Source organism: Arcobacter iocasae, from assembly GCF_042214795.1.
GTDB lineage: Bacteria > Campylobacterota > Campylobacteria > Campylobacterales > Arcobacteraceae > Arcobacter > Arcobacter iocasae.
Map to the genome: position 1 here is coordinate 1,711,853 of NZ_CP090177.1, position 19,457 is coordinate 1,731,309.

Here is a 19,457-nt window from a genome sequence, read left to right on the forward strand (position 1 = left end):
TAATAGCCTCTTAATTTTAAAAATAAGTTCAATATAGGAGAATACTATGGGTATGCCAGGTGGTATGGAATGGATATTAATTGCGTTAGTTGTTTTATTACTTTTTGGTGGTAAAAAAATACCAGAATTAGCTAAAGGTTTAGGTTCAGGAATCAAAAACTTTAAAAAAGCAGTTAAAGAAGATGATGAAGAAGAAGTAGTTAAAACTGATAAAGCAGACGAGATAGAAGATAAAAAAGCTGAAAAATCAGTTAATGCTGAAGATACAAAAAAAGTTTAGGGATTAATAGTTGCAAACCTTAGTAAAAAAACATATAGAAGAAATATTAGAATTAGAAAATTTAGTTTTAGAAAAACCTAAAGATATATCTTTAGGTCACTTTGCGACTCCTGTTGCCTTTTCTTTAGCTAAAGAATTACGAAAAAATCCAATGCAAATTGCACAAGAATTAGCTGATAAGTTTAAAGATTCAGAGATTTTTGATAGTGTAACAGCAGTAAAAGGATTTGTGAATTTTAAACTTTCTAATACATTTTTGGAAAAACTTATTTCAAAACTTTTTGAAGATGAGAACTCATTTGCAAAAGGTGAAAATAAAAATGAAAAAATTCTTTTAGAGTATGTAAGTGCAAATCCTACGGGACCACTTCATATTGGACATGCAAGAGGTGCAATTTTTGGAGATACCTTAGCTCGTGTTGGAAGACACTTGGGTTATGATGTACAAACAGAATATTATATCAATGATGCTGGTGCACAAATGGACATGCTTGGTCTTTCTGTATCATTAGCTGGACGAGAGTTTTTATTAAATGAAACAGTTGAGTATCCAGAATCTTATTATAGAGGTGAATATTTAGTTGATATTGCAAAAGAGATTCAAAAGAATTTTGGTGATGACATTTTTAATGATGAATCAAGATTTAGAGAAATGGCAATGTTTGCTAAAGATGAAGTTCTTAAAATCATAAAAAAAGATTTAAAAGATATTGGAATAGAGTTTGATACTTTTATTTCAGAAAATTCTTTATACTCTTCATGGGAAAATACAAAAGATGTTTTAGAAAAAAATGGCTCTTTGTATGAAAAAGATGAAAAAATATTTTTAAAATCAACAGCACATGGTGATGATAGTGATAGAGTTGTTGTAAGAGATAATGGAATTCCTACATACCTTGCTGGTGATATAATTTATCACAAAAATAAATATGATAGAAATTTTGATAGATACATAAATATTTGGGGTGCAGATCACCATGGATATATTACAAGAGTAAAGGCTGCAATTGAGTTTTTAGGAAATGATTCATCAAAATTAGAGATTATTCTTTCTCAAATGGTACAACTTTTAAAAGGTGGAGAACCTTATAAAATGAGTAAGAGAAAAGGTAACTTTATTCTTATGAGTGATATTTCTGAAGAAATTGGTGCTGATGCTTTAAGATTTGTATTTTTGACAAGAAAAAGTGATACTCACTTGGAGTTTGATTTAGAAACTTTGAAAAACCAAGATTCTTCAAATCCAGTGTTTTATATAAATTATGCACATGCTAGAATAAATCAAGTATTTGTAAAAGCAAATTTAACTCCAAAAGATGTAATAAATGAAAAATTTGGAGATTTAAACGAAGATAGTATAAACTTAATTTATGAAGCTTTACTTTTACCAACAATTATTAGTGAAGCTTTTGAAAAAAGAGATATGCAAAAAATAACTGATTATTTGTATAACCTTGCATCTTCAGTTCATAAGTTCTATAATGAACACAAGATATTAGAAACACAAGAACAGAATAGTTATTTAAAAGTACTAAGTGTAGTTTCTTTATCGATAAGAACAGGTTTAAAATTATTAGGAATCGAGGCTAAGGAGGTAATGTAATGAAATGGTTCATTATTATTTTCGCTGCAATAATTACTTTCGCAATAGTTACAGGTTACATGGGTGGAGCAAAAGAAGCCGCAGGTAATTATGGAAAAGTTATGAGAGGAGGGTGAATTAACCCTCTCTTGTAATCTCTAGTTCGCTTAAGAACTCTTCTAGTGAGTATTTTTCTCTTGTTTTTTCTGTCATTAGGTGTATAAAAGCATCTCCTAAGTCAATAACAGTCCAATCATCATTGTCATCAACTCTTAAAAATTCTTCACCTGCTGGTTTTAACTGCTCTTTTAAATAGTTTAACAAAGCAAATCCATGCTTTGCATTTAATGTTGTAGCAATAACAACAAAATCTACAATATAATCTTTGTCTTGAAGATTGATAAGTTCAACATTTACTGCTTTTTTATCTTCTAAAACTTTTACAATTGTTTCTTCTCTAGTCAATATGTGTACCTTTTTAGTGCCAAAAATTTTTGACATCATCTTTTATTTTTTCTGGAACAAAGTTTAAGTCCAAATTATTTCTTAATTCAGTAGAGCTTATATCAATATCTACATCTAAAGTCAATATATTATCATAAATATCATTACAAAAACCATTTCTTGTAACAACAACCAATTCTACTTCATTTAAAATCTCATTAACTTTGTACCAAGTATTTAGTTTTTGATAATTGTCTGCACCAATAATAAAATATGTTTTATCTGGTTTGTAGTACTCTTTTAAATATTGTATTGTTTCTATAGAATATACAGGTCTATTTTTATTTATTTCATAATCACTAACTAAAACTTTTTCACAATCTTTAAAGTTTTTACTCAATAAATACAATCTTTCATTTGGACTTAAATGTGAGGTTATCTTTTGAGGATTTAAAAAAGTAGGAACTAAAATAATTAGATCTAAGTCAAGTTTGCCTAAAGCTTCTATTACGATAGTCTCATGGGCAATATGTACCGGATCAAAACTACCACCAAAAATTGCAATTTGCACTTAATATAATCCTTTGTATTATACTTAAATTATATTATAGCAACTTTTAGATAAAATGCCTAAAATATATATAAAAATAAGAGGGACGAAATGGCTATAAAAGTTGCTATAAATGGTTTTGGAAGAATTGGTAGATGTGTTGCTAGAATTATTGAACAAAGAGATGATGTAGAATTAGTTGCGATTAATGATACAGCTTCTGTTGAGATGCTAGAGTATATCACGAAATATGATACTGTTCATGGAACTTTTAATGGAGAAGTAAAGGTTGTAAATGGATTTTTAAAGATGGGAAAAATCAATGCAAAGCTTTATTCAACAAGAGATGCTAAGGAATTAACTTTTACTAAAGAGTATGGAGCAGAAGTAGTTTTAGAGTGTACAGGAGCATATTTGACACAAGAATCTTGTCAAGTACATATTGATAATGGTGCAAAAAAAGTAGTTATGTCTGCACCTGCAAAAGATAATACACCAACTTTTGTATTGGGTGTAAATGAAAAAGAGTACAAAGGGCAATTAATCGTTTCAAATGCTTCTTGTACAACAAACTGTTTAGGACCAATAGCAAAAATCATTGATGATGCTTATGGGATTGAAAAAGGTTTAATGACAACAATTCACTCATATACAAATGACCAAAATATCTTAGATGTAAAACATAATAAAGATAAAAGAAGAGCAAGAGCAGGGGCTCAAAATATGATACCAACTACAACAGGGGCAGCAAAAGCAATGAAATTAATTATGCCTCAACTTGATGGGAAATTACATGGTCAAAGTGTAAGAGTTCCAACACCAAATGTATCTATGGTAGATGTAAATTTTGTAGTTAGAAAAGATACAACTAAAGAAGAGTTAAATACTTTATTTGAATCAAAAGCAAAAGAGTTTGCTGGAATAGTAGCCGTTGACAATGAAATGATGGTATCAAGTGACTTAGTAGGAAATACAAACTCTACAATTATAGCTTCAGATTTAACACAAGTAATTGGTGGGAATATGATAAAAGTTATGAGTTGGTATGATAATGAGTGGGGATACTCTTCTAGATTAATTGATATGGCTGTTTACGTAGCTAAAAACTAAGGATATAAATGAAATTACAAGAGCTTAAGAATATTGACATATCTGGTAAAAAGATATTTATTAGATGTGATTTTAATGTTCCAATGGATGAAGACAATAATATAACTGATGATAGAAGAATAAGAAGTGCACTTAATACAATAAGATATTGTATTGATCATGATTGTTCAGTTATTTTAGCTTCTCACTTTGGAAGACCAAAAGAGCCTTTTGATGAAAGATATTCTTTAAAACCTATTGCTAAAAGATTACATACACTTTTAAAGCAAGAGATAAAAATGGCTAAAAATATTGTTCAAGATGATACTTTAGAGATTGCAAAAAATTTAGAAGTAGGTGATATTTTACTTTTAGAAAATCTTAGATTTCATGAAGGTGAAACAAAAAATGATGAAGAGTTTGCAAAAAAACTTGCATCTATGGCAGATGTTTATGTAAATGATGCTTTTGGAGTATCTCATAGAGCTCATGCTTCTGTTGAAGGTATTACAAATTATTTTGATATGCAACATAAAGCAGCTGGATTTTTACTAGCAAAAGAGATTAAATTTTTCCATCATATTGTACATAACCCAAAAAGACCTTTTGTATCAATAGTAGGTGGATCAAAAGTTTCTGGAAAACTTGAAGCCTTACATAATCTTGTACCAAAAGTTGATAAAATACTAATTGGTGGTGGTATGGCATTTACTTTCCTAAAAGCTTTAGGATTAGAAGTTGGAAAATCTTTAGTAGAAGAGCATTTGATTCCTGAAGCTATTAAGATTATGGATGAAGCTAAAGCTCTTGGTGTAAAACTTTATTTACCTGTTGATGTAGTTGCAGCTGAAGCATTTGATGCAGAAGCAATTGCAAAACTTGTAACTGTTCAAGAGATACCAAAAAACTGGTTTGGATTAGATATTGGACCTGCAACGGCACAACTGTTTAAATTAGCACTAAATGATGCAAATACAATTCTTTGGAATGGACCAATGGGTGTTTATGAAATGGATAAATTTGCAAAAGGAAGTACAAGAGTTTCCCATGCGGTTGCTCAATCATTTGCTACAACTGTTGTTGGTGGTGGAGATACTGCTGATTTAGTTAGAATAACTGGTGATGAAGATGAAATGACTTTCATCTCAACTGGTGGTGGAGCTTCTTTAGAATTAATCGAAGGTAAAATCCTTCCAGGTGTAAAAGCCTTACTTTTAGAGGATTAATATGATTATTGCAGCAAACTTCAAAACAAACCATACAAGAGCTAGTACTAAAGAGTATATCTCTTTTGTAAATGAGTATTTAACTAAAGAAAAAGATGTGGAAGTAATTATCTTCCCAACAGCTACATCTTTGAATAATTATGAAACAAGTTCTAATTTAACTATTGGGGCACAAAATGCTTATAGTGTAAACAAAGGTTCTTTTACAGGTGAAATAGGAACTCAACAACTTGATGAATTTAATATCAAAACTATTTTAATAGGACATAGTGAAAGAAGACATATTTTAGGTGAATCTCAAGAAGAGATTGCTAAAAAATATGCTTTTTATAAAGAGCTAGGATATAAAATAGTTTATTGTATTGGTGAGCCTTTAGAAGTAAAAGAGCAAGGATTAGAAAAAACTTTAGAGTATATTTATGAGCAATTTGTTGGAATAGATACAAATTATGAAAATCTTATTTTAGCTTATGAGCCAGTTTGGGCAATAGGAACTGGAGTTACTGCTACAGCAGAAGATATAAAATCAGTTCATAGTGTAATAAAAAGTAAAATAGATAAACCACTTCTTTATGGGGGAAGTGTAAAAGTAGAAAATGTTGCACAAATTTGTTCACTTGATGGAGTTGATGGGGCATTAATAGGGACAGCTTCTTGGGTAAAAGAAGATTTTGTTCAAATTTTAGAAAACATAAAAGGGTTATAAGATGATAATGAATGGTAAAAAAGGTGTAATTTTAGGTGTTGCAAATAATAAGTCTATCGCTTATGGTATTGCAAAAGCGTGTGCTGCACAAGGTGCTAAGATAGCTTTTACATATTTAAATGATTCTTTGAAAAAAAGAGTTGAGCCTATTGCTGCTGAATTTGACAGTGAAGATTTAGTTTATCCCTGTGATGTATCAAATCCTGATGAAATCAAAGCACTAAAAGTTTCTTTAGAAAAAGACTTAGGTCAAATAGATTTTATCGTTCATTCTATTGCTTTTGCTCCAAAAGAGGGATTATCAGGAAGATTTTATGATATTACAAAATCAGCTTTTGATATTGCTATGGATGTATCTGTTTATTCACTTATTGAAGTTACAAGAGAGTTAAAACCATTAATGAGTGAAAACTCTTCTATTTTAACTCTTACATATTATGGTGGAGCAAAATATATTCCAAATTATAATCTAATGGGAATAGCAAAAGCTGCTTTAGAGATGACTACAAAATATCTTGCTGAAGATTTGGGAAAAGATGGAATTAGAGTAAATGCAATAAGTGCTGGTCCTATTAAAACTTTAGCAGCAGCTGGAATTAGTGATTTTAGATTTATGTTAAAATGGAATGAAGCTCACTCACCACTTAAAAAGAATGTAACAACTGATGAAGTTGGAAACTCTGGAATGTATTTGTTATCTGATTTATCAAGTGCAGTTACTGGGGAAATTCATTATGTGGATTGTGGTTATAATATCATGGGTATGCCAGCAGTTGAATTCAACGAAGAAGGTCGTCCAACAATTGCATGGAACGGAACTGATAAGTAGTCATAAAGCGTGAGCTTTTGGCGAATTTCTGCGTTGTCAAACAAGTTTTAGACACTCACTTACTACTGTAAGCTCCTGCCTAAAATTTGTTTTCCGCCTTGAACTTCACTCAAAATCTCACACTTTCTAACTGCTTATCTTTAATATAAAAGTTTTAGATTTAAATTTTTGGAATTTAGATTTAAGATTTTAGAAAACATAGGAATGAAATGAATATTAATTTTAAAGAATTAGCAAACAAATATAAAACACCTTATTATGTGTATGATTTTGATCATATTACAAGTCAATATACTGAATTAAAAGATGCTTTTAAAGCTAGAAAATCATTGGTTGCATATGCTGTTAAAGCAAACTCGAATTTATCTGTTATTAAACACCTTGCAAATCTTGGTGCTGGGGCTGATTGTGTATCTATTGGTGAAGTAAGAAGAGCTTTAAAAGTTGGAATTGCTCCTTATAAGATTATTTTCTCAGGTGTTGGGAAGATAGATGATGAGATAAGAGAGGCTCTTAATTTAGATATTTTGATGATAAATGTTGAAAGTGATGCTGAGTTAAACAGAGTAGAGATGATTGCAAAAGAGTTAGATAAAATTGCTCGAATTTCTATTAGAGTTAATCCAAATATTGACCCTCAAACTCATCCATATATTTCAACTGGTTTACATGAGAATAAATTTGGAGTTGATATTGATACAGCTAAAAGAATGTACATCCAATGTAAGAACTCTAATAATCTAGACCCTGTAGGAATTCATTTACATATTGGTTCTCAACTAACTCAATTAGACCCTATAAAAGAGTCTGTAAAAATTGTAGCTGATTTAGTTAGAAACTTAAAAGCTATAAATATAGAATTGTCTTTTATGGATATTGGTGGTGGTCTTGGTATTGTATATGATAATGAAAAACTTATTGATACAAAAGAGTATGCACAATCAGTACTAGAGACTATGTTTGGACTTGATATAACAGTTGTATGTGAACCAGGTAGATTTATGGTTGGAAATGCAGGAACTTTTATCACAAAAGTGTTATATGAAAAAGTAAATGGTAATAAAAGATTTGTAATAGTTGATGGAGCTATGAATGACTTAATTAGACCAGCTTTATACAATGCCCATCATAAAATTGAAGTTATTGATAAGAGTTCAGATATATCTGATTGTAATTTAGTAGGACCTATTTGTGAAAGTGGTGATTTTTTTGCAAAAAATATTGAACTACCGAAAACTGAGCATAATGATTTAGTAGCTATTTATTCTGCAGGGGCTTATTGTTTTACAATGGCATCTAACTACAATACAAGAGGTAGAGTTGCTGAAATTGCTGTGGAAAATGGTCAAGATAGACTTATAAGAAAAAGAGAAACTTTTGAAGATATAATTGCACTTGAAGAGGAATTTATAAAATAAATGAATAAGGCTTATTTCATTGATGTACAAGGTACATTAATTGATGATATTAATAAAGACCCAATAAATGGTGCAATAGAATTTATTGATACTTTAAATGAAAAAAACATACCTTATGTCGTAATTACAAACAACACTAAATTTAAAAGTGAAGACTTTAAAAAGTTTTTAAATGACAAGGGTTTTAATATAAAAAACTATATTGACCCTTTTTATATCTTAAACACTGTAACAAAAGAAAAAAGAGTTGCAGCTTTTGGAGCAGATGAATTTTTAAAAACTATGGTTGATTTGGGCTATATTTTAGATTATGAAAATCCAAAAGAATTAATAGTCTCTATTAAAAAAGATTACACAAATGAAGATTATGCTTCTATGATAGAGATTGCTTTAAGAGTAAATAGCATAATTGGGATGCATGATACTTCTATATACTCAAAAGATGGAAGAAGATATCCAGGTGTTGGGGCAATTATGAAGATGATAAAATTTGCTACAAATAAAGATTATAAAGTAGTTGGAAAGCCTTCTATTGGATTTTTTCAAAGTGCTAAAAATATTATTAATGTAGATTTTAAAGATATAATGATAGTCTCTGATGATATGATAGGTGATTTAATAGGAGCTCAAAATTTGGGTATGAGTTCTTGTTTGGTATTAAGTGGAAAAATAAAAAGTGAAGAAGAGATACTATCTACTTTAGATGAAAAAGATAAACCTAATTTTATATGTAAAGATATAGGTGGAGTTTTGAATCTTTTAAATAAAGGTGAAATATGAGTGAAGCTGGATTATTAGAGTTAAGAAAAAAATTAGATGCAATTGATGATGAACTTTTAGAACTTATTAATAAAAGAATGGATTTAGTTCATGAAGTGGGACTTTTAAAAGCAAAAAGTGGTGGAGCTATTTATAGACCTGAAAGAGAAAAAGCTATTATTGATAGACTTGATACTCTAAATAAAGGTAAATTAAATAGAGCTGCGATTGAAGCATTTTTCTTAGAGATATTTGCAATAAGTAGAAATTTTGAATTACCAGAAAATATTGCTTATTTAGGGCCAGAAGGAAGTTTTACTCACCAAGCAGCAGAAGCAAGATTTGGGGCTATGAGTTCATATATTTCAATTGGTTCTATTAAAGGTGTATTTAGAGAAGTTAGTACAAAAAAAGCTAGATTTGGAGTTATTCCTATTGAAAATTCTTCTAATGGAATAGTCTCAGATACAATAAACTGCCTAAGTAATTATAATCTAAAAATTATTGCTGAAGTTGTTTTAAATATTCATCATACTCTTGCAACTACTTGTGATAAAGTAAAAGACATTAAAAAGATATATTCAAAAGATATCGCCTTTGAACAATGTAGAAGATTTTTAGAAAATTTTGGACTTGATGAGGTGGAGCATATTCCAGTAGAATCAACAACAAAGGCTGCAAAGTTAGCTCTAAATGAACCAAATAGTGCTGCTATTTGTTCACATGTTGGTGCAAAACTCTATAATCTTCCAATCTTATTTGAAAATATAGAGGACAAAGACAATAATAAAACTAGATTTTTTATTATAAGTGACTTTGAAAATGCTCAAAGTGGAAATGATAAAACATCTATTTTAGTAAAATTACCAAATTTACAAGGTGTTTTAGTAGAATTTTTAACTGATTTTGATAAGGCTAAAATCAATTTAACTAAGATAAAATCACATATTGTTGAAGGTGACTCTATCTTTTTTATTGATTTCAATGGGCATAAAGATGATGAAAATGTAAAAGAGATATTTAAAAAACATAAAGAATCTATCAAGTTCTTGGGTTCATATGTTAAAGAAATAGATGATATTTAATTTTAGGAAAATTGATGAAATTTAATGAAGTTTTAGAAAATGTTACAACTTATGAAGCTGGAAAACCAATTGAATTAGTTGTTAGAGAGTATGGTGTAGATCCAAAAGATGTTATAAAATTGGCTTCAAATGAGAATCCATATGGAACAAGTCCAAAAGTTACTGCTAAAATTCAAGAGTTAGTAAAGAATATGTTTGTTTATCCAGATGATTCTATGTATGAGTTAAAAGAGGCTTTAGGTAAAAAGTTTGATGTGGATTCATCAAATGTAATTATTGGTTCGGGAAGTGATCAAATTTTGGAGTTTTGTATACATGCAAAATGTGAAAAAGGCTCTAAAATACTTATGGCAAAAACAACATTTGCTATGTATGAAATTTATGGCAAACAAACAGGTTCTCAAATAATAAAAACTGAATCTCATACCCATGATCTATCACAGTTTTTAGCACTTTATAAAGAGCATGGAGCTGATGTTATATTTTTATGTTTACCAAATAATCCTTTAGGAGAAGCTGTAGATACAAAAGATGTATATGAGTTTTTAGAACAAATTGATAGTGAAACTTTAGTAGTAGTTGATGGAGCTTATCAAGAGTATGCAGCATTTAAAGATGAAAATAAAAGAATAGTACCAAAAGATTTAATTACTAAATTTCCAAATTGTATCTATTTAGGTACTTTTTCAAAAGCCTATGCTTTAGGTGGTATGAGAGTTGGATATGGTATTGCTGGGGCTGATATTATAAAAACTCTATATAAATTAAGAGCACCATTTAATATTACAACTTTAACCCTAGCAGCTGCAATTGAAGCACTAAAAGATGAAGAATTTGTAACTACTTGTATTGCTAAAAACTTTGAAGAGATGAAAAGATATGAAAAGTATGCGAAATCAAAAGGTTTTGAATATATTCCATCTTATACAAACTTTATCACCATCAAAATGGGAGATAAATATATCTCTAAAGAAGTGGCACAAAAACTTTTAGAAGTGGGTATTATAGTTAGAGATTTAACTGGATATGGACAAAATGCGATAAGAATTACAATTGGTACAAATGAACAAAATACAAAAGTATTTTCTGTGCTAGATGAAGTGTTAGAAAAATTAAAATAAACTAAGAAGAGATATGAAAATAAAAAACAAATCGCCAAAAGAATTAGAAGAAATAAGTCAAAAAATCAGAGATAGAATAATAGATGTTGTATCTAGAAAAGGTGGACATTTTTCTTCAACTCTTGGTGCAGTTGAACTCACCGTTGGTATGCATTATGTTTTTGATTCAAGTAAAGACCCCTTTATTTTTGATGTATCTCATCAATGTTATCCCCACAAGCTTATAACTGGTAGATGGGAAGAGTTTGAAACTATTAGACAATTTAATGGTCTTAGTGGTTTTACAAAACCAAAAGAGAGTGATGCTGATTATTTCGTAGCAGGACATAGTTCTACATCTCTTTCCCTAGCAGCGGGTGCAGCAAAAGCAATCAAACTTAAAAATGAAGATAGAGTGCCAGTTGTTATGATTGGTGATGGTTCTATGACTGCTGGGATGGTTTATGAAGCCTTAAATGAGATTGGTGATTTAAAACTTCCTATGGTAATCATTTTAAATGACAATGAGATGTCAATAGCAAAACCAATAGGTGCAATATCTAAATATCTATCTAAGTTATTAGCTGGAAAATATTATCAAGGTTTTAAAGCAAAAGTCGATACTTTTATTAAAAAGAACATGCCAGAAGGTACAACATATATAGCAAAAAGAATGGAAGAAGCTATGAAGCTAATCACTCCTGGAATTTTGTTTGAAGAGATGGGTATTGATTATATAGGACCTATTGATGGACATGATATAAAAGAAGTGATTGAAACTTTGCAAATCGCAAAGGCTATGAAAAAGCCAGTTATCGTTCATGCACATACTGTAAAAGGAAAAGGCTATAAAATAGCTGAAGGACAACATGAATGTTGGCATGGAGTTGGACCTTTTAATGTGGAAGATGGAGCATTTGTAAAAAAAGAGGCTCCAAAATCAGCAACAGCTGTTTTTGCTGATGCTTTATTAGAATTAGCTCGTAAACATGAAAATGTAGTTGGAGTAACAGCTGCAATGCCAAGTGGTACAGGTATAGATAAACTTATGAATGAGTTTCCTGAAAGATTTTGGGATGTTGCAATTGCAGAACAACATGCTATTACTTCAATGGCTGCTATGGCAAAAGAGGGATTTAAACCTTTTATTACTATTTATTCTACTTTTTTACAAAGAGGATTTGACCAAATCATTCATGATGTATGTTTGTTAAGTATGCCAGTTGTATTTGCAATAGATAGAGCAGGAATAGTTGGAAATGATGGAGAGACACATCAAGGTGCTTTTGATATTTCATTTTTAAGATTTATTCCAAATATAATTTTATTTGCTCCTAGATGTAATGAAACACTAAATTTTGCCCTAGAATTTGCATATACTTTAAATAGTCCATGTGCTATTAGATATCCAAGAGGTGCATTTAAAGAAGTATGTGCACCTTCTTCTCCTTTTGAACTTGGTCGTGCAGAACTTCTAAAAGAAGGAACATCAAATAAGCTTTTCATAGCTTACGGAGCAGGAGTTGGAAGAGCTTGTGAAACAGAAAAACTTCACGCTGAAGATATAGCAATTTTAGATTTAAGATTTGTAAAACCATTAGATAAAGAAACTTTAAAAGAGTTAGCAAAAAAATATGATGACTGGTATGTTTTCTCAGATTCACAAAAACAAGGTGGAGTAGCTAGTGCCATTTTAGAGTTTTTAAATGAAGAGAAAGTTTGTGTAAACTTGACAAGCTTTGAGTATGAAGATGATTTTATACCGCATGGAGATACGAAAGTAGTGGAAGAGTCGCTAGGCCTACTTCCTCAACAATTAGCTGATAAGGTAAAATAAAACAGCATATTTTACCTCTATCTGCGTTGTCGAAATTTTTTACTCAGTCACTTACTAAAGCGTAAGCTCCTTCCTAAAAAACTTCTCCGCCTTGATATAGAAAAAATCTACTATTTTCTTTTACCTTATCTTTGTTATACTTTTTGTTAAGAAATATAATAAGAAATTTCGTATCAAAATAAGTAGGTATAAATGAAAATCTTATTTAATAGCATAATTATTATTTTAGGGTTTATTATTTTATTTAATGAAATATTTATTCCAGATAATCTTTTTTATTCTTATAAGTTGTTAGGTATACCTTTTATTGGCTTTGGTTTTATTAATTTAAAAAAAGAGTTAAAGGATTAAATATAGAAGAAAAAAATTTTAAAAAAGCAGGTATTTACTTATTTGTACCAGTGATAGTTGTTTTTATCAGTAAATACTTTTTTGGTGAATTTGTTACAATTTTAGTTTTGTTGATTATATTACCAATATATGTATATGGTGCATATAAATTGTATGGATATTTAAAAGAACTTGACGACTATAATAAGAGATTCAGATAATATGGGCGTATGAAACGATTTAAAAAACTTTTAATTTATTTTAACCCAAAAACACCTTCAATTTCTCCACACATAAACCCATAGCAGTGCTCTCATAACCAATCACTTCTTTGATATATGGCTTACAAAATCCCTCTACCATAATTGCTCCCGCTTTTCCCATCCATTCATTTGAGTTTAGGTAGTTTTGCATATCTTTTTCATCGAACTTTTCGAAGATGTATGTGCTGATTGATATGTCTATTAGTTCTAGGGTTTTGCTTTTGTATTTCATACAGCTTATTACTGAGGTTTGGTTGCCACTTTGTAGTTCTAGCATTCTTTTGGCGTCGTTTTTATCTTTTGCTTTTCGTAGTAATAAATTATTTGCTGTTACTACTGAATCAGATACTAAGAGAGGGTACTCTTCTACTCCATATTTTTTGTATAGTTCATCAAACTTTCCTAAGGTTGCTTGGTAGGCGAAACTTTTTGGGTTTTGGGTTGTGATTGTATCTTCATCAAACTCTCCTCCACTTTGGATAAACTCTATATTATGAGCTTTTAGAATCTTAGCTCTAGTGGGTGATTTTGAACCTAATCTTATCAATAAACTTCCTTTTTAATTCAATTATGATATTTTACGCAAATGAAACAAAATACTAAATATAACTTACCAAAAGGTTTCGTTTTTATACTTGCAATGTTGGGTTCAATCACACCTCTTGCCATTGATGTATATCTTCCAGCTTTTAAAAATATCGCAAACTATTTTTATACTTCTATTGATGAAGTTGAAATTACTCTTAGTCTTTATTTATTAGGTTTTTCTTTTGGACAACTAATTGGTGGTCCTTTATCTGATAGATATGGAAGAAAGATTTTTATATTTACAGGTTTATGTATTTATATTACTTTTTCTTTATTGATTTCACAAGCTTCATCTATCCATGAACTTTGGACTTTTAGATTTTTTCAAGCTATTGGTGGTGGTTTTGCTGTTGTAAATACAAATGCTATTATTAGAGATATTTACCATGGAAAAGAATCCGCAAGGGTATTTTCTATCATCTCTATGATTATGATGGTGGCACCTATGGTTGCTCCTATTATTGGAACTACGATTTTAAGTTTTTATTCATGGAAGTATATTTTTATATTCTTAGCTATCTATACATTTTGTATAATTTATTTTATTACAAAATTACCAGAAACTTCGCCTAAAACAAAAAATAAAAATATTTTTAAAAACTATGGAAGAATCTTTTTAAATAAAAAAGCGATACTTCTTATCTTCGCTGGTGGTTTTGGTTTTTCTGGGATGTTTGTATTTATAACAAAGTCTTCATTTATTTATATGGATTATTTTGGAGTTGATGCAAAATATTTTACACTTTTATTTGGACTAAATGTATTTACTTTGATTATTTTTAGTAGATTAAATATGCACTACTTAAAAAAATATGCAACTTTTACTTTACTTCGTTTTGGCGTATCTTTACAGTTATTAAGTGCCATAGGTTTATACGCTTTTAATGAACATAATACCATAATAAGCGTTGCGTTTTTCATTATGATATATGTAGGTGCATTAGGATTTATTTTTGCAAATGCTATTGCTTTGGTTCTTGAAGACTTTGGGGATATAAGTGCTACAACAAACTCTTTATATGGAGTGATAGGTTTTATTATTGCCTCATTTGTTGGATTTTTAGCAAGTTATTTTCATGATGATACTTTAAGTCCAATATTTATTTTGATGGTTAGTACCTCTACTTTATCATTTTTGATACTACTATATATAAAAAAATTTAAAGTGTGATTTATGAGATACTATATTTATTTGGTTTTAGCAGTTTTGTTTTGGTCTGGGAATGTTGTTGTAGGTAGATATGTTTCTACAGATATTTCACCCATGGAATTATCATTTTTTAGATGGTTTTTTGTGGTGCTGATACTTTCACCTTATACTATTAAAAATAGAAAAAGATTAATAGATGTATTCAAAAAAAATCCACTATTATATTTACTTTGTGGAACTTTAGGTATTAGTGCTTATAATACTTTTATTTATTTGGGAGTACAGCATTTAACTGCTACGAATACTTTATTAATAAACTCTTCAATTCCAATTTTTATTATTATCTTATCTTCAATACTAATAAATACAAAAATAACAAAAATACAAGGTTTTGGAATACTTCTATCGACTATAGGAGTTGTATATTTATTATTAAAAGGTGACTACGAAGCCTTAATGAAGTTAGAATTTACAAAATATGATTTATGGATTATATTAGCTTGTATTACTTGGGCTATATATTCTATATATTTGAAGTTTAAACCAAAAGATATAAAGCCTTTAGAGTTTTTATCTATTATTACTTTTATTGGGGTTGTGATACTCTTTTTAGTTTGTGTAATATTTGGCTTTAAATTTGAGTATGGATTTTTGCATGATGATAAATTATTATTTACTTTAATGTATGTATCAATCTTTCCTTCTATATTGTCCTTTTATTTTTGGAACAGTGCGACATATGAGGTTGGAGCTACAAAAGCTGGTCAATTTATTCACTTGATGCCAGTCTTTGGTTTCATCTTGGCATACATATTTTTAAATGAGTCTTTGCATCCTTATCATATTGTAGGAATTACTTTTATTGCTACGGGTATTTATTTATCAATATTTTTAAAAAGAGTTCCAGTTGCTAAATAGCATTTCTGGGGTATTGATATTTTTATCTTTTCTATTTACAAATATTGCATATTTTATAGATAGTAATCTTTTGATTTATGCAAGCTGTTTTGCTTGGATTGCTTTTTTATTACTTTTTATTACTTTGGGCAAAAAGAAGATAATTCTTACACTTTTGATTTTAAGTTTATTGTGTTTTTTATTTTCATATATAAAAGGCTTTGATATAAATTTTATAAAAGCCTTGAGTATAAACCAGTACCTTCTTACTTTACTAATAGGGGTTACCTTTTTAAAACTTATTGCCACACCAAAGTTTGAAAAAAAAGCAAAAATAGAATCAGGTAAAAGCTCTTTTTTTAAAACCTATTTAGGAGTGCATCTTTTTGGTTCAGTGATAAATCTTTCATCTTTGATTTTAATAGCAGATAAGATGTATAAAAAAGGTCCACTATCTAAACTACAGTTAGTAGTACTTACAAGAGCTTTCTCTTCGGATGCTTATTGGTCACCATTTTTTGTAGCCTTTGCCGCTGCTTTAACATATTTGCCAAACTTTGATAAATCAACAATCTTTTTTACTGGAATCATTCTTGCTCTTATATCTTTAATAGTAACTTATTTTGAAGTTGGTAAAAAGTTTGAAATGGAGAGTTTCCAAGGTTATCCTATCTCTTTAGAAACACTTTATATCCCAGTATTATTAGTAATATTTATTTTGATAACAAAATATTATGAAGAGAACTTGAAAGTTATTATTTTAGTGAGTATTTATTCTTTATTATTGACTATTTTTATTTCACTAATAAAAGTAAATTTTACAAAAACACTTTCTTTATTTAAACAACATATTACAAGTGATTTACCAAAAATGAAGATGGAAATATCACTATTTTTGGTTGCTGGTTTATTTGGAGTGTCTGTTAGCACCATTTTAAATGGATACCATGTAACAGTTCCATTTACGCAGTTTACTTATATGGAAGCTTCTATTACTTTATTGGGATTTATATTATTGTCTTTTATAGGAATTCATCCTATTATTACTATTGCTGTTATTGCTAGTTTTTTACTTCAGTTCAATCATACTTTATTGGCAGTTACTTTTTTAATGGCTTGGGCAATTACTGTTTCTTCTTCACCTTTTAGTGGATTAAATTTGACTATTCAAGCAAGATATAATGTAGAAGCAAAAGAAGTATTCTTATTAAATCTTCCATTTGTAATAAAGATGTACCTTGTTTGTGTAATAACCCTTTATATTTTAGATAAGTTTATACTATAAAATAATATCATACATATTTCATACATAATTTATATACTAAAAATAAACAATAAAAAGGGTAAATAAGATATGAGTCTATTTTTTCTAATTTTACTAAAAGTATTTCCTATTTATATCAATGTGATTTTAGGATATTTATCTACAAAATATCTTGATGTAAAAAGAGAATCAGTTGCTGCACTACTTATTTATATCTTAGGTCCTATTGTAGTTTTTTCGGCAACTTTAAGTGTTAAGATTAATTTTGCAGTTGCTTTTTTACCTATATTTTTATATATATTTTGTTCAGTTTTAGCTTTTGGCTCACTTTATTTATTCAAAAATTCTTGGTCTGATCCTACTGGAAATATATTAGCCTTTTCAGCAGGAACTGGAAATACTGGATATTTTGGTATTCCCCTTGCAATTATATTTTTTCCTCCTGCTTTAGCGGATATTTATATTTTTACAGTGCTAACTTCTTTATTATATGAAAGTACGACAGGATTTTATGTAACAGCAAAGGGTAATTTTACTGTTACTCAAGCTTTAAAGAAAATGTCAAAGTTACCAATTCTTTACGCTTTTATTTTAGGAATTATATTAAATCTAGTAGGTTTTGAAATACCTGAGGCAATAAGTTCTTACACCGCACAATTTAAAGGTGCTTATGGAATCTTAGGAATGATGATGCTTGGTATGGGATTGATTGGATTAAAAAATAGTGATGATAATTTTGATGTGAAATTTATCTCTATAGCATTTTTTATGAAATTTATTTTTTGGCCTTTAGCAATTGTAGGATTTATATATTTAGATAAAACCTTTTTTATGTTTTTAAATGAAGATTTATATAAAGTTTTATTTCTTTTTGCAATAGTACCACTTGCGGGTAATACTGTAACGCTAGCGGTGTTATTAAATGCAAAACCAGAAAAGGCAAGCTTAGCTGTGTTTTTAAGTACAGTGGTCTCTGTAATAGCAATACCACTATATATCTTTTGGTATGGAGGATTTTAATTAGTATTTAAAATTCTTCTTGCTTTCCAATAGTGAGCGCGCCAATATGGATTTGATAAACTAGATATCATCACTCCATTTGATGTTGATACATGCATAAAATCACCATGACTTAAATATATCCCCACATGTCTAGAGCCTTTTTTACTTGTGAGGAAAAATACTAAGTCTCCAGTTCTTAAATCTTTTTTCTTGACACTTTTTCCACTTCTTGATTGGTATAAGGTAGTTCTTGGGATATTTTTTCTTAATTCTTTTCTATATACATCATAAACTAAATAGGAACAATCAATCCCATCTCTATCTTGCCCTCCATATTTATAACCCACTCCTTGCCATTGTTTATAATGGGCAAGTAGAGCATCTGAGACATTTATGTGATTATATGTAGTATTAGTTTTGTATGCTACTAGTGGTTTTGTAGGAGTATAAGGATTTTTTGTAGAACAACCAGTTATTAAAAGTAATAAGAAAATTAAAAAGAGTATGGGTTTCATGATATATCCTAAAAGAATTATGTAATATATCAAAAAAGAGCTAAAGAGTAAAGAGGATTAAAACCCTCTTAGTGTAACTCCTGTAAAAATGGCAATCAGCCCTAAGATAATATTTGTAGGTATAAATATTTTTGCTATTGGTTCTAAAGCAGCTTTTGCAAGAGCTAATTCACCTTTGTCAAAATACTTTTGAGCTTTTAATCTTTTTATATAAATATAAATAAAGATTAAAGTCATAACAGTCCAAATAATCTCTTTTGCGATTGCAAAGCTATATAAAGGAGTTGCTTTTAACTCAAGTCCCAAAATCATCATAATTGCTGTTATTAAAAGTATTAAAATAGCAGGAATAACCATATTAAAAAATCTTTGTAGATTTTCTAAGGTTCTTCCTAGTTTGATTTTAGGATCTTCTATATTTTGCATAGAGTAATGAATAGCAAATCTAATAGCTATCATTCCTCCTACCCATAATACAGCAGAGATTACATGTAAAAATATAATCACATTTGGCATTGATAAAAATAATTCTTTCATTTTAAA

The 19,457-nt window shown here is 29.2% G+C and carries 21 protein-coding genes; 16 read left to right on the plus strand and 5 right to left on the minus strand.

All coding sequences use genetic code 11. The features are described from left to right. The first annotated feature begins 46 nt into the window (after nt 1–46). Nucleotides 47–280 carry a twin-arginine translocase TatA/TatE family subunit gene (tatA, locus tag LXN10_RS08640; RefSeq protein WP_129101002.1) on the plus strand — a complete coding sequence of 78 codons (234 nt, stop codon included), beginning with the start codon at nt 47–49 and terminating at the stop codon, nt 278–280. Nucleotides 281–290: 10 nt separating this feature from the next. Continuing rightward, complete coding sequence (gene argS / locus LXN10_RS08645) at nt 291–1,883, plus strand: arginine--tRNA ligase (protein ID WP_375722641.1); 1,593 nt, start codon at nt 291–293, stop codon at nt 1,881–1,883. Between the two features lie 117 nt (nt 1,884–2,000). On the opposite strand, the gene rsfS is transcribed toward argS, so the two are convergent. Both rsfS and nadD read right to left on the minus strand, forming a co-directional pair. Beyond that, nucleotides 2,001–2,330 (minus strand): ribosome silencing factor, encoded by a 330-nt coding sequence (gene rsfS, locus LXN10_RS08650; protein WP_375725336.1) that lies wholly within the window; start codon nt 2,328–2,330, stop codon nt 2,001–2,003. A 10-nt stretch (nt 2,331–2,340) separates the two neighbouring features. Further along, nucleotides 2,341–2,877 (minus strand): nicotinate (nicotinamide) nucleotide adenylyltransferase, encoded by a 537-nt coding sequence (nadD, locus tag LXN10_RS08655; RefSeq protein WP_375722642.1) that lies wholly within the window; start codon nt 2,875–2,877, stop codon nt 2,341–2,343. A 90-nt stretch (nt 2,878–2,967) separates the two neighbouring features. On the opposite strand from nadD, the gene gap reads away from it, so the two are divergent. The 10 genes from gap to LXN10_RS08705 all read left to right on the plus strand — a co-directional run bounded on the left by gap (nt 2,968) and on the right by LXN10_RS08705 (nt 13,256). Beyond that, nucleotides 2,968–3,966 (plus strand): type I glyceraldehyde-3-phosphate dehydrogenase, encoded by a 999-nt coding sequence (gene gap, locus LXN10_RS08660; RefSeq protein WP_375722643.1) that lies wholly within the window; start codon nt 2,968–2,970, stop codon nt 3,964–3,966. 8 nt (nt 3,967–3,974) lie between these two features. Beyond that, nucleotides 3,975–5,171 (plus strand): phosphoglycerate kinase, encoded by a 1,197-nt coding sequence (locus LXN10_RS08665; protein WP_375722644.1) that lies wholly within the window; start codon nt 3,975–3,977, stop codon nt 5,169–5,171. A 1-nt stretch (nt 5,172) separates the two neighbouring features. Continuing rightward, the gene (locus LXN10_RS08670; RefSeq protein WP_375722645.1) at nt 5,173–5,877 is read left to right on the plus strand and encodes a triose-phosphate isomerase; all 705 of its coding nucleotides are present in this window, start codon (nt 5,173–5,175) and stop codon (nt 5,875–5,877) included. 1 nt (nt 5,878) lies between these two features. Further along, nucleotides 5,879–6,706 (plus strand): enoyl-ACP reductase FabI, encoded by an 828-nt coding sequence (gene fabI, locus LXN10_RS08675; RefSeq protein ID WP_375722646.1) that lies wholly within the window; start codon nt 5,879–5,881, stop codon nt 6,704–6,706. 209 nt (nt 6,707–6,915) lie between these two features. Then, complete coding sequence (gene lysA / locus LXN10_RS08680) at nt 6,916–8,124, plus strand: diaminopimelate decarboxylase (protein WP_375722647.1); 1,209 nt, start codon at nt 6,916–6,918, stop codon at nt 8,122–8,124. Further along, entirely contained in the window at nt 8,125–8,904 is a 780-nt protein-coding gene (locus tag LXN10_RS08685) for an HAD-IIA family hydrolase (RefSeq protein ID WP_375722648.1), read from the plus strand. Then, on the plus strand, nt 8,901–9,968 hold the full coding sequence (gene pheA / locus LXN10_RS08690; RefSeq protein WP_375722649.1) for a chorismate mutase: 1,068 nt from the start codon (nt 8,901–8,903) through the stop codon (nt 9,966–9,968). The genes LXN10_RS08685 and pheA overlap by 4 nt, the downstream gene beginning before the upstream one ends. Before the next feature lie 14 nt (nt 9,969–9,982). Then, complete coding sequence (hisC, locus tag LXN10_RS08695) at nt 9,983–11,089, plus strand: histidinol-phosphate transaminase (protein WP_375722650.1); 1,107 nt, start codon at nt 9,983–9,985, stop codon at nt 11,087–11,089. A gap of 13 nt (nt 11,090–11,102) precedes the next feature. After that, on the plus strand, nt 11,103–12,905 hold the full coding sequence (gene dxs / locus LXN10_RS08700; RefSeq protein ID WP_375722651.1) for a 1-deoxy-D-xylulose-5-phosphate synthase: 1,803 nt from the start codon (nt 11,103–11,105) through the stop codon (nt 12,903–12,905). A gap of 192 nt (nt 12,906–13,097) precedes the next feature. Beyond that, on the plus strand, nt 13,098–13,256 hold the full coding sequence (locus tag LXN10_RS08705) for a hypothetical protein (RefSeq protein WP_013134241.1): 159 nt from the start codon (nt 13,098–13,100) through the stop codon (nt 13,254–13,256). Between the two features lie 240 nt (nt 13,257–13,496). On the opposite strand, the gene maf is transcribed toward LXN10_RS08705, so the two are convergent. Continuing rightward, nucleotides 13,497–14,045: a septum formation inhibitor Maf gene (maf, locus tag LXN10_RS08710; protein ID WP_375722652.1), complete on the minus strand. Its 549-nt coding sequence runs from the start codon at nt 14,043–14,045 to the stop codon at nt 13,497–13,499. Nucleotides 14,046–14,084: 39 nt separating this feature from the next. On the opposite strand from maf, the gene LXN10_RS08715 reads away from it, so the two are divergent. From LXN10_RS08715 to LXN10_RS08730, 4 genes are all read left to right on the plus strand, one after another. Beyond that, entirely contained in the window at nt 14,085–15,257 is a 1,173-nt protein-coding gene (locus LXN10_RS08715) for a multidrug effflux MFS transporter (protein WP_375722653.1), read from the plus strand. A gap of 3 nt (nt 15,258–15,260) precedes the next feature. Then, complete coding sequence (locus LXN10_RS08720) at nt 15,261–16,154, plus strand: DMT family transporter (protein ID WP_375722654.1); 894 nt, start codon at nt 15,261–15,263, stop codon at nt 16,152–16,154. Further along, on the plus strand, nt 16,144–17,418 hold the full coding sequence (locus LXN10_RS08725) for a tellurium resistance protein TerC (RefSeq protein ID WP_375722655.1): 1,275 nt from the start codon (nt 16,144–16,146) through the stop codon (nt 17,416–17,418). The genes LXN10_RS08720 and LXN10_RS08725 overlap by 11 nt, the downstream gene beginning before the upstream one ends. A gap of 69 nt (nt 17,419–17,487) precedes the next feature. Continuing rightward, the gene (locus LXN10_RS08730; RefSeq protein ID WP_375722656.1) at nt 17,488–18,417 is read left to right on the plus strand and encodes an AEC family transporter; all 930 of its coding nucleotides are present in this window, start codon (nt 17,488–17,490) and stop codon (nt 18,415–18,417) included. On the opposite strand, the gene LXN10_RS08735 is transcribed toward LXN10_RS08730, so the two are convergent. After that, nucleotides 18,414–18,914: a C40 family peptidase gene (locus LXN10_RS08735; RefSeq protein ID WP_375722657.1), complete on the minus strand. Its 501-nt coding sequence runs from the start codon at nt 18,912–18,914 to the stop codon at nt 18,414–18,416. The genes LXN10_RS08730 and LXN10_RS08735 overlap by 4 nt on opposite strands. 57 nt (nt 18,915–18,971) lie before the next feature. Further along, complete coding sequence (locus LXN10_RS08740) at nt 18,972–19,451, minus strand: hypothetical protein (protein WP_375722658.1); 480 nt, start codon at nt 19,449–19,451, stop codon at nt 18,972–18,974. Nucleotides 19,452–19,457 lie beyond the last annotated feature (6 nt).

Excerpts from the sequence above, each read along its gene's own strand:
- tatA (WP_129101002.1), top strand. The coding sequence starts at position 47 with ATGGGTATGCCAGGTGGTATGGAATGGATATTAATTGCGTTAGTTGTT.
- gap (WP_375722643.1), top strand. The coding sequence starts at position 2,968 with ATGGCTATAAAAGTTGCTATAAATGGTTTTGGAAGAATTGGTAGATGT.
- LXN10_RS08665 (WP_375722644.1), top strand. The coding sequence starts at position 3,975 with ATGAAATTACAAGAGCTTAAGAATATTGACATATCTGGTAAAAAGATA.
- LXN10_RS08670 (WP_375722645.1), top strand. The coding sequence starts at position 5,173 with ATGATTATTGCAGCAAACTTCAAAACAAACCATACAAGAGCTAGTACT.
- fabI (WP_375722646.1), top strand. The coding sequence starts at position 5,879 with ATGATAATGAATGGTAAAAAAGGTGTAATTTTAGGTGTTGCAAATAAT.
- lysA (WP_375722647.1), top strand. The coding sequence starts at position 6,916 with ATGAATATTAATTTTAAAGAATTAGCAAACAAATATAAAACACCTTAT.
- LXN10_RS08685 (WP_375722648.1), top strand. The coding sequence starts at position 8,125 with ATGAATAAGGCTTATTTCATTGATGTACAAGGTACATTAATTGATGAT.
- pheA (WP_375722649.1), top strand. The coding sequence starts at position 8,901 with ATGAGTGAAGCTGGATTATTAGAGTTAAGAAAAAAATTAGATGCAATT.
- hisC (WP_375722650.1), top strand. The coding sequence starts at position 9,983 with ATGAAATTTAATGAAGTTTTAGAAAATGTTACAACTTATGAAGCTGGA.
- dxs (WP_375722651.1), top strand. The coding sequence starts at position 11,103 with ATGAAAATAAAAAACAAATCGCCAAAAGAATTAGAAGAAATAAGTCAA.
- LXN10_RS08705 (WP_013134241.1), top strand. The coding sequence starts at position 13,098 with ATGAAAATCTTATTTAATAGCATAATTATTATTTTAGGGTTTATTATT.
- LXN10_RS08715 (WP_375722653.1), top strand. The coding sequence starts at position 14,085 with ATGAAACAAAATACTAAATATAACTTACCAAAAGGTTTCGTTTTTATA.
- LXN10_RS08720 (WP_375722654.1), top strand. The coding sequence starts at position 15,261 with ATGAGATACTATATTTATTTGGTTTTAGCAGTTTTGTTTTGGTCTGGG.
- LXN10_RS08730 (WP_375722656.1), top strand. The coding sequence starts at position 17,488 with ATGAGTCTATTTTTTCTAATTTTACTAAAAGTATTTCCTATTTATATC.
- LXN10_RS08735 (WP_375722657.1), bottom strand. The coding sequence starts at position 18,914 with ATGAAACCCATACTCTTTTTAATTTTCTTATTACTTTTAATAACTGGT.
- LXN10_RS08740 (WP_375722658.1), bottom strand. The coding sequence starts at position 19,451 with ATGAAAGAATTATTTTTATCAATGCCAAATGTGATTATATTTTTACAT.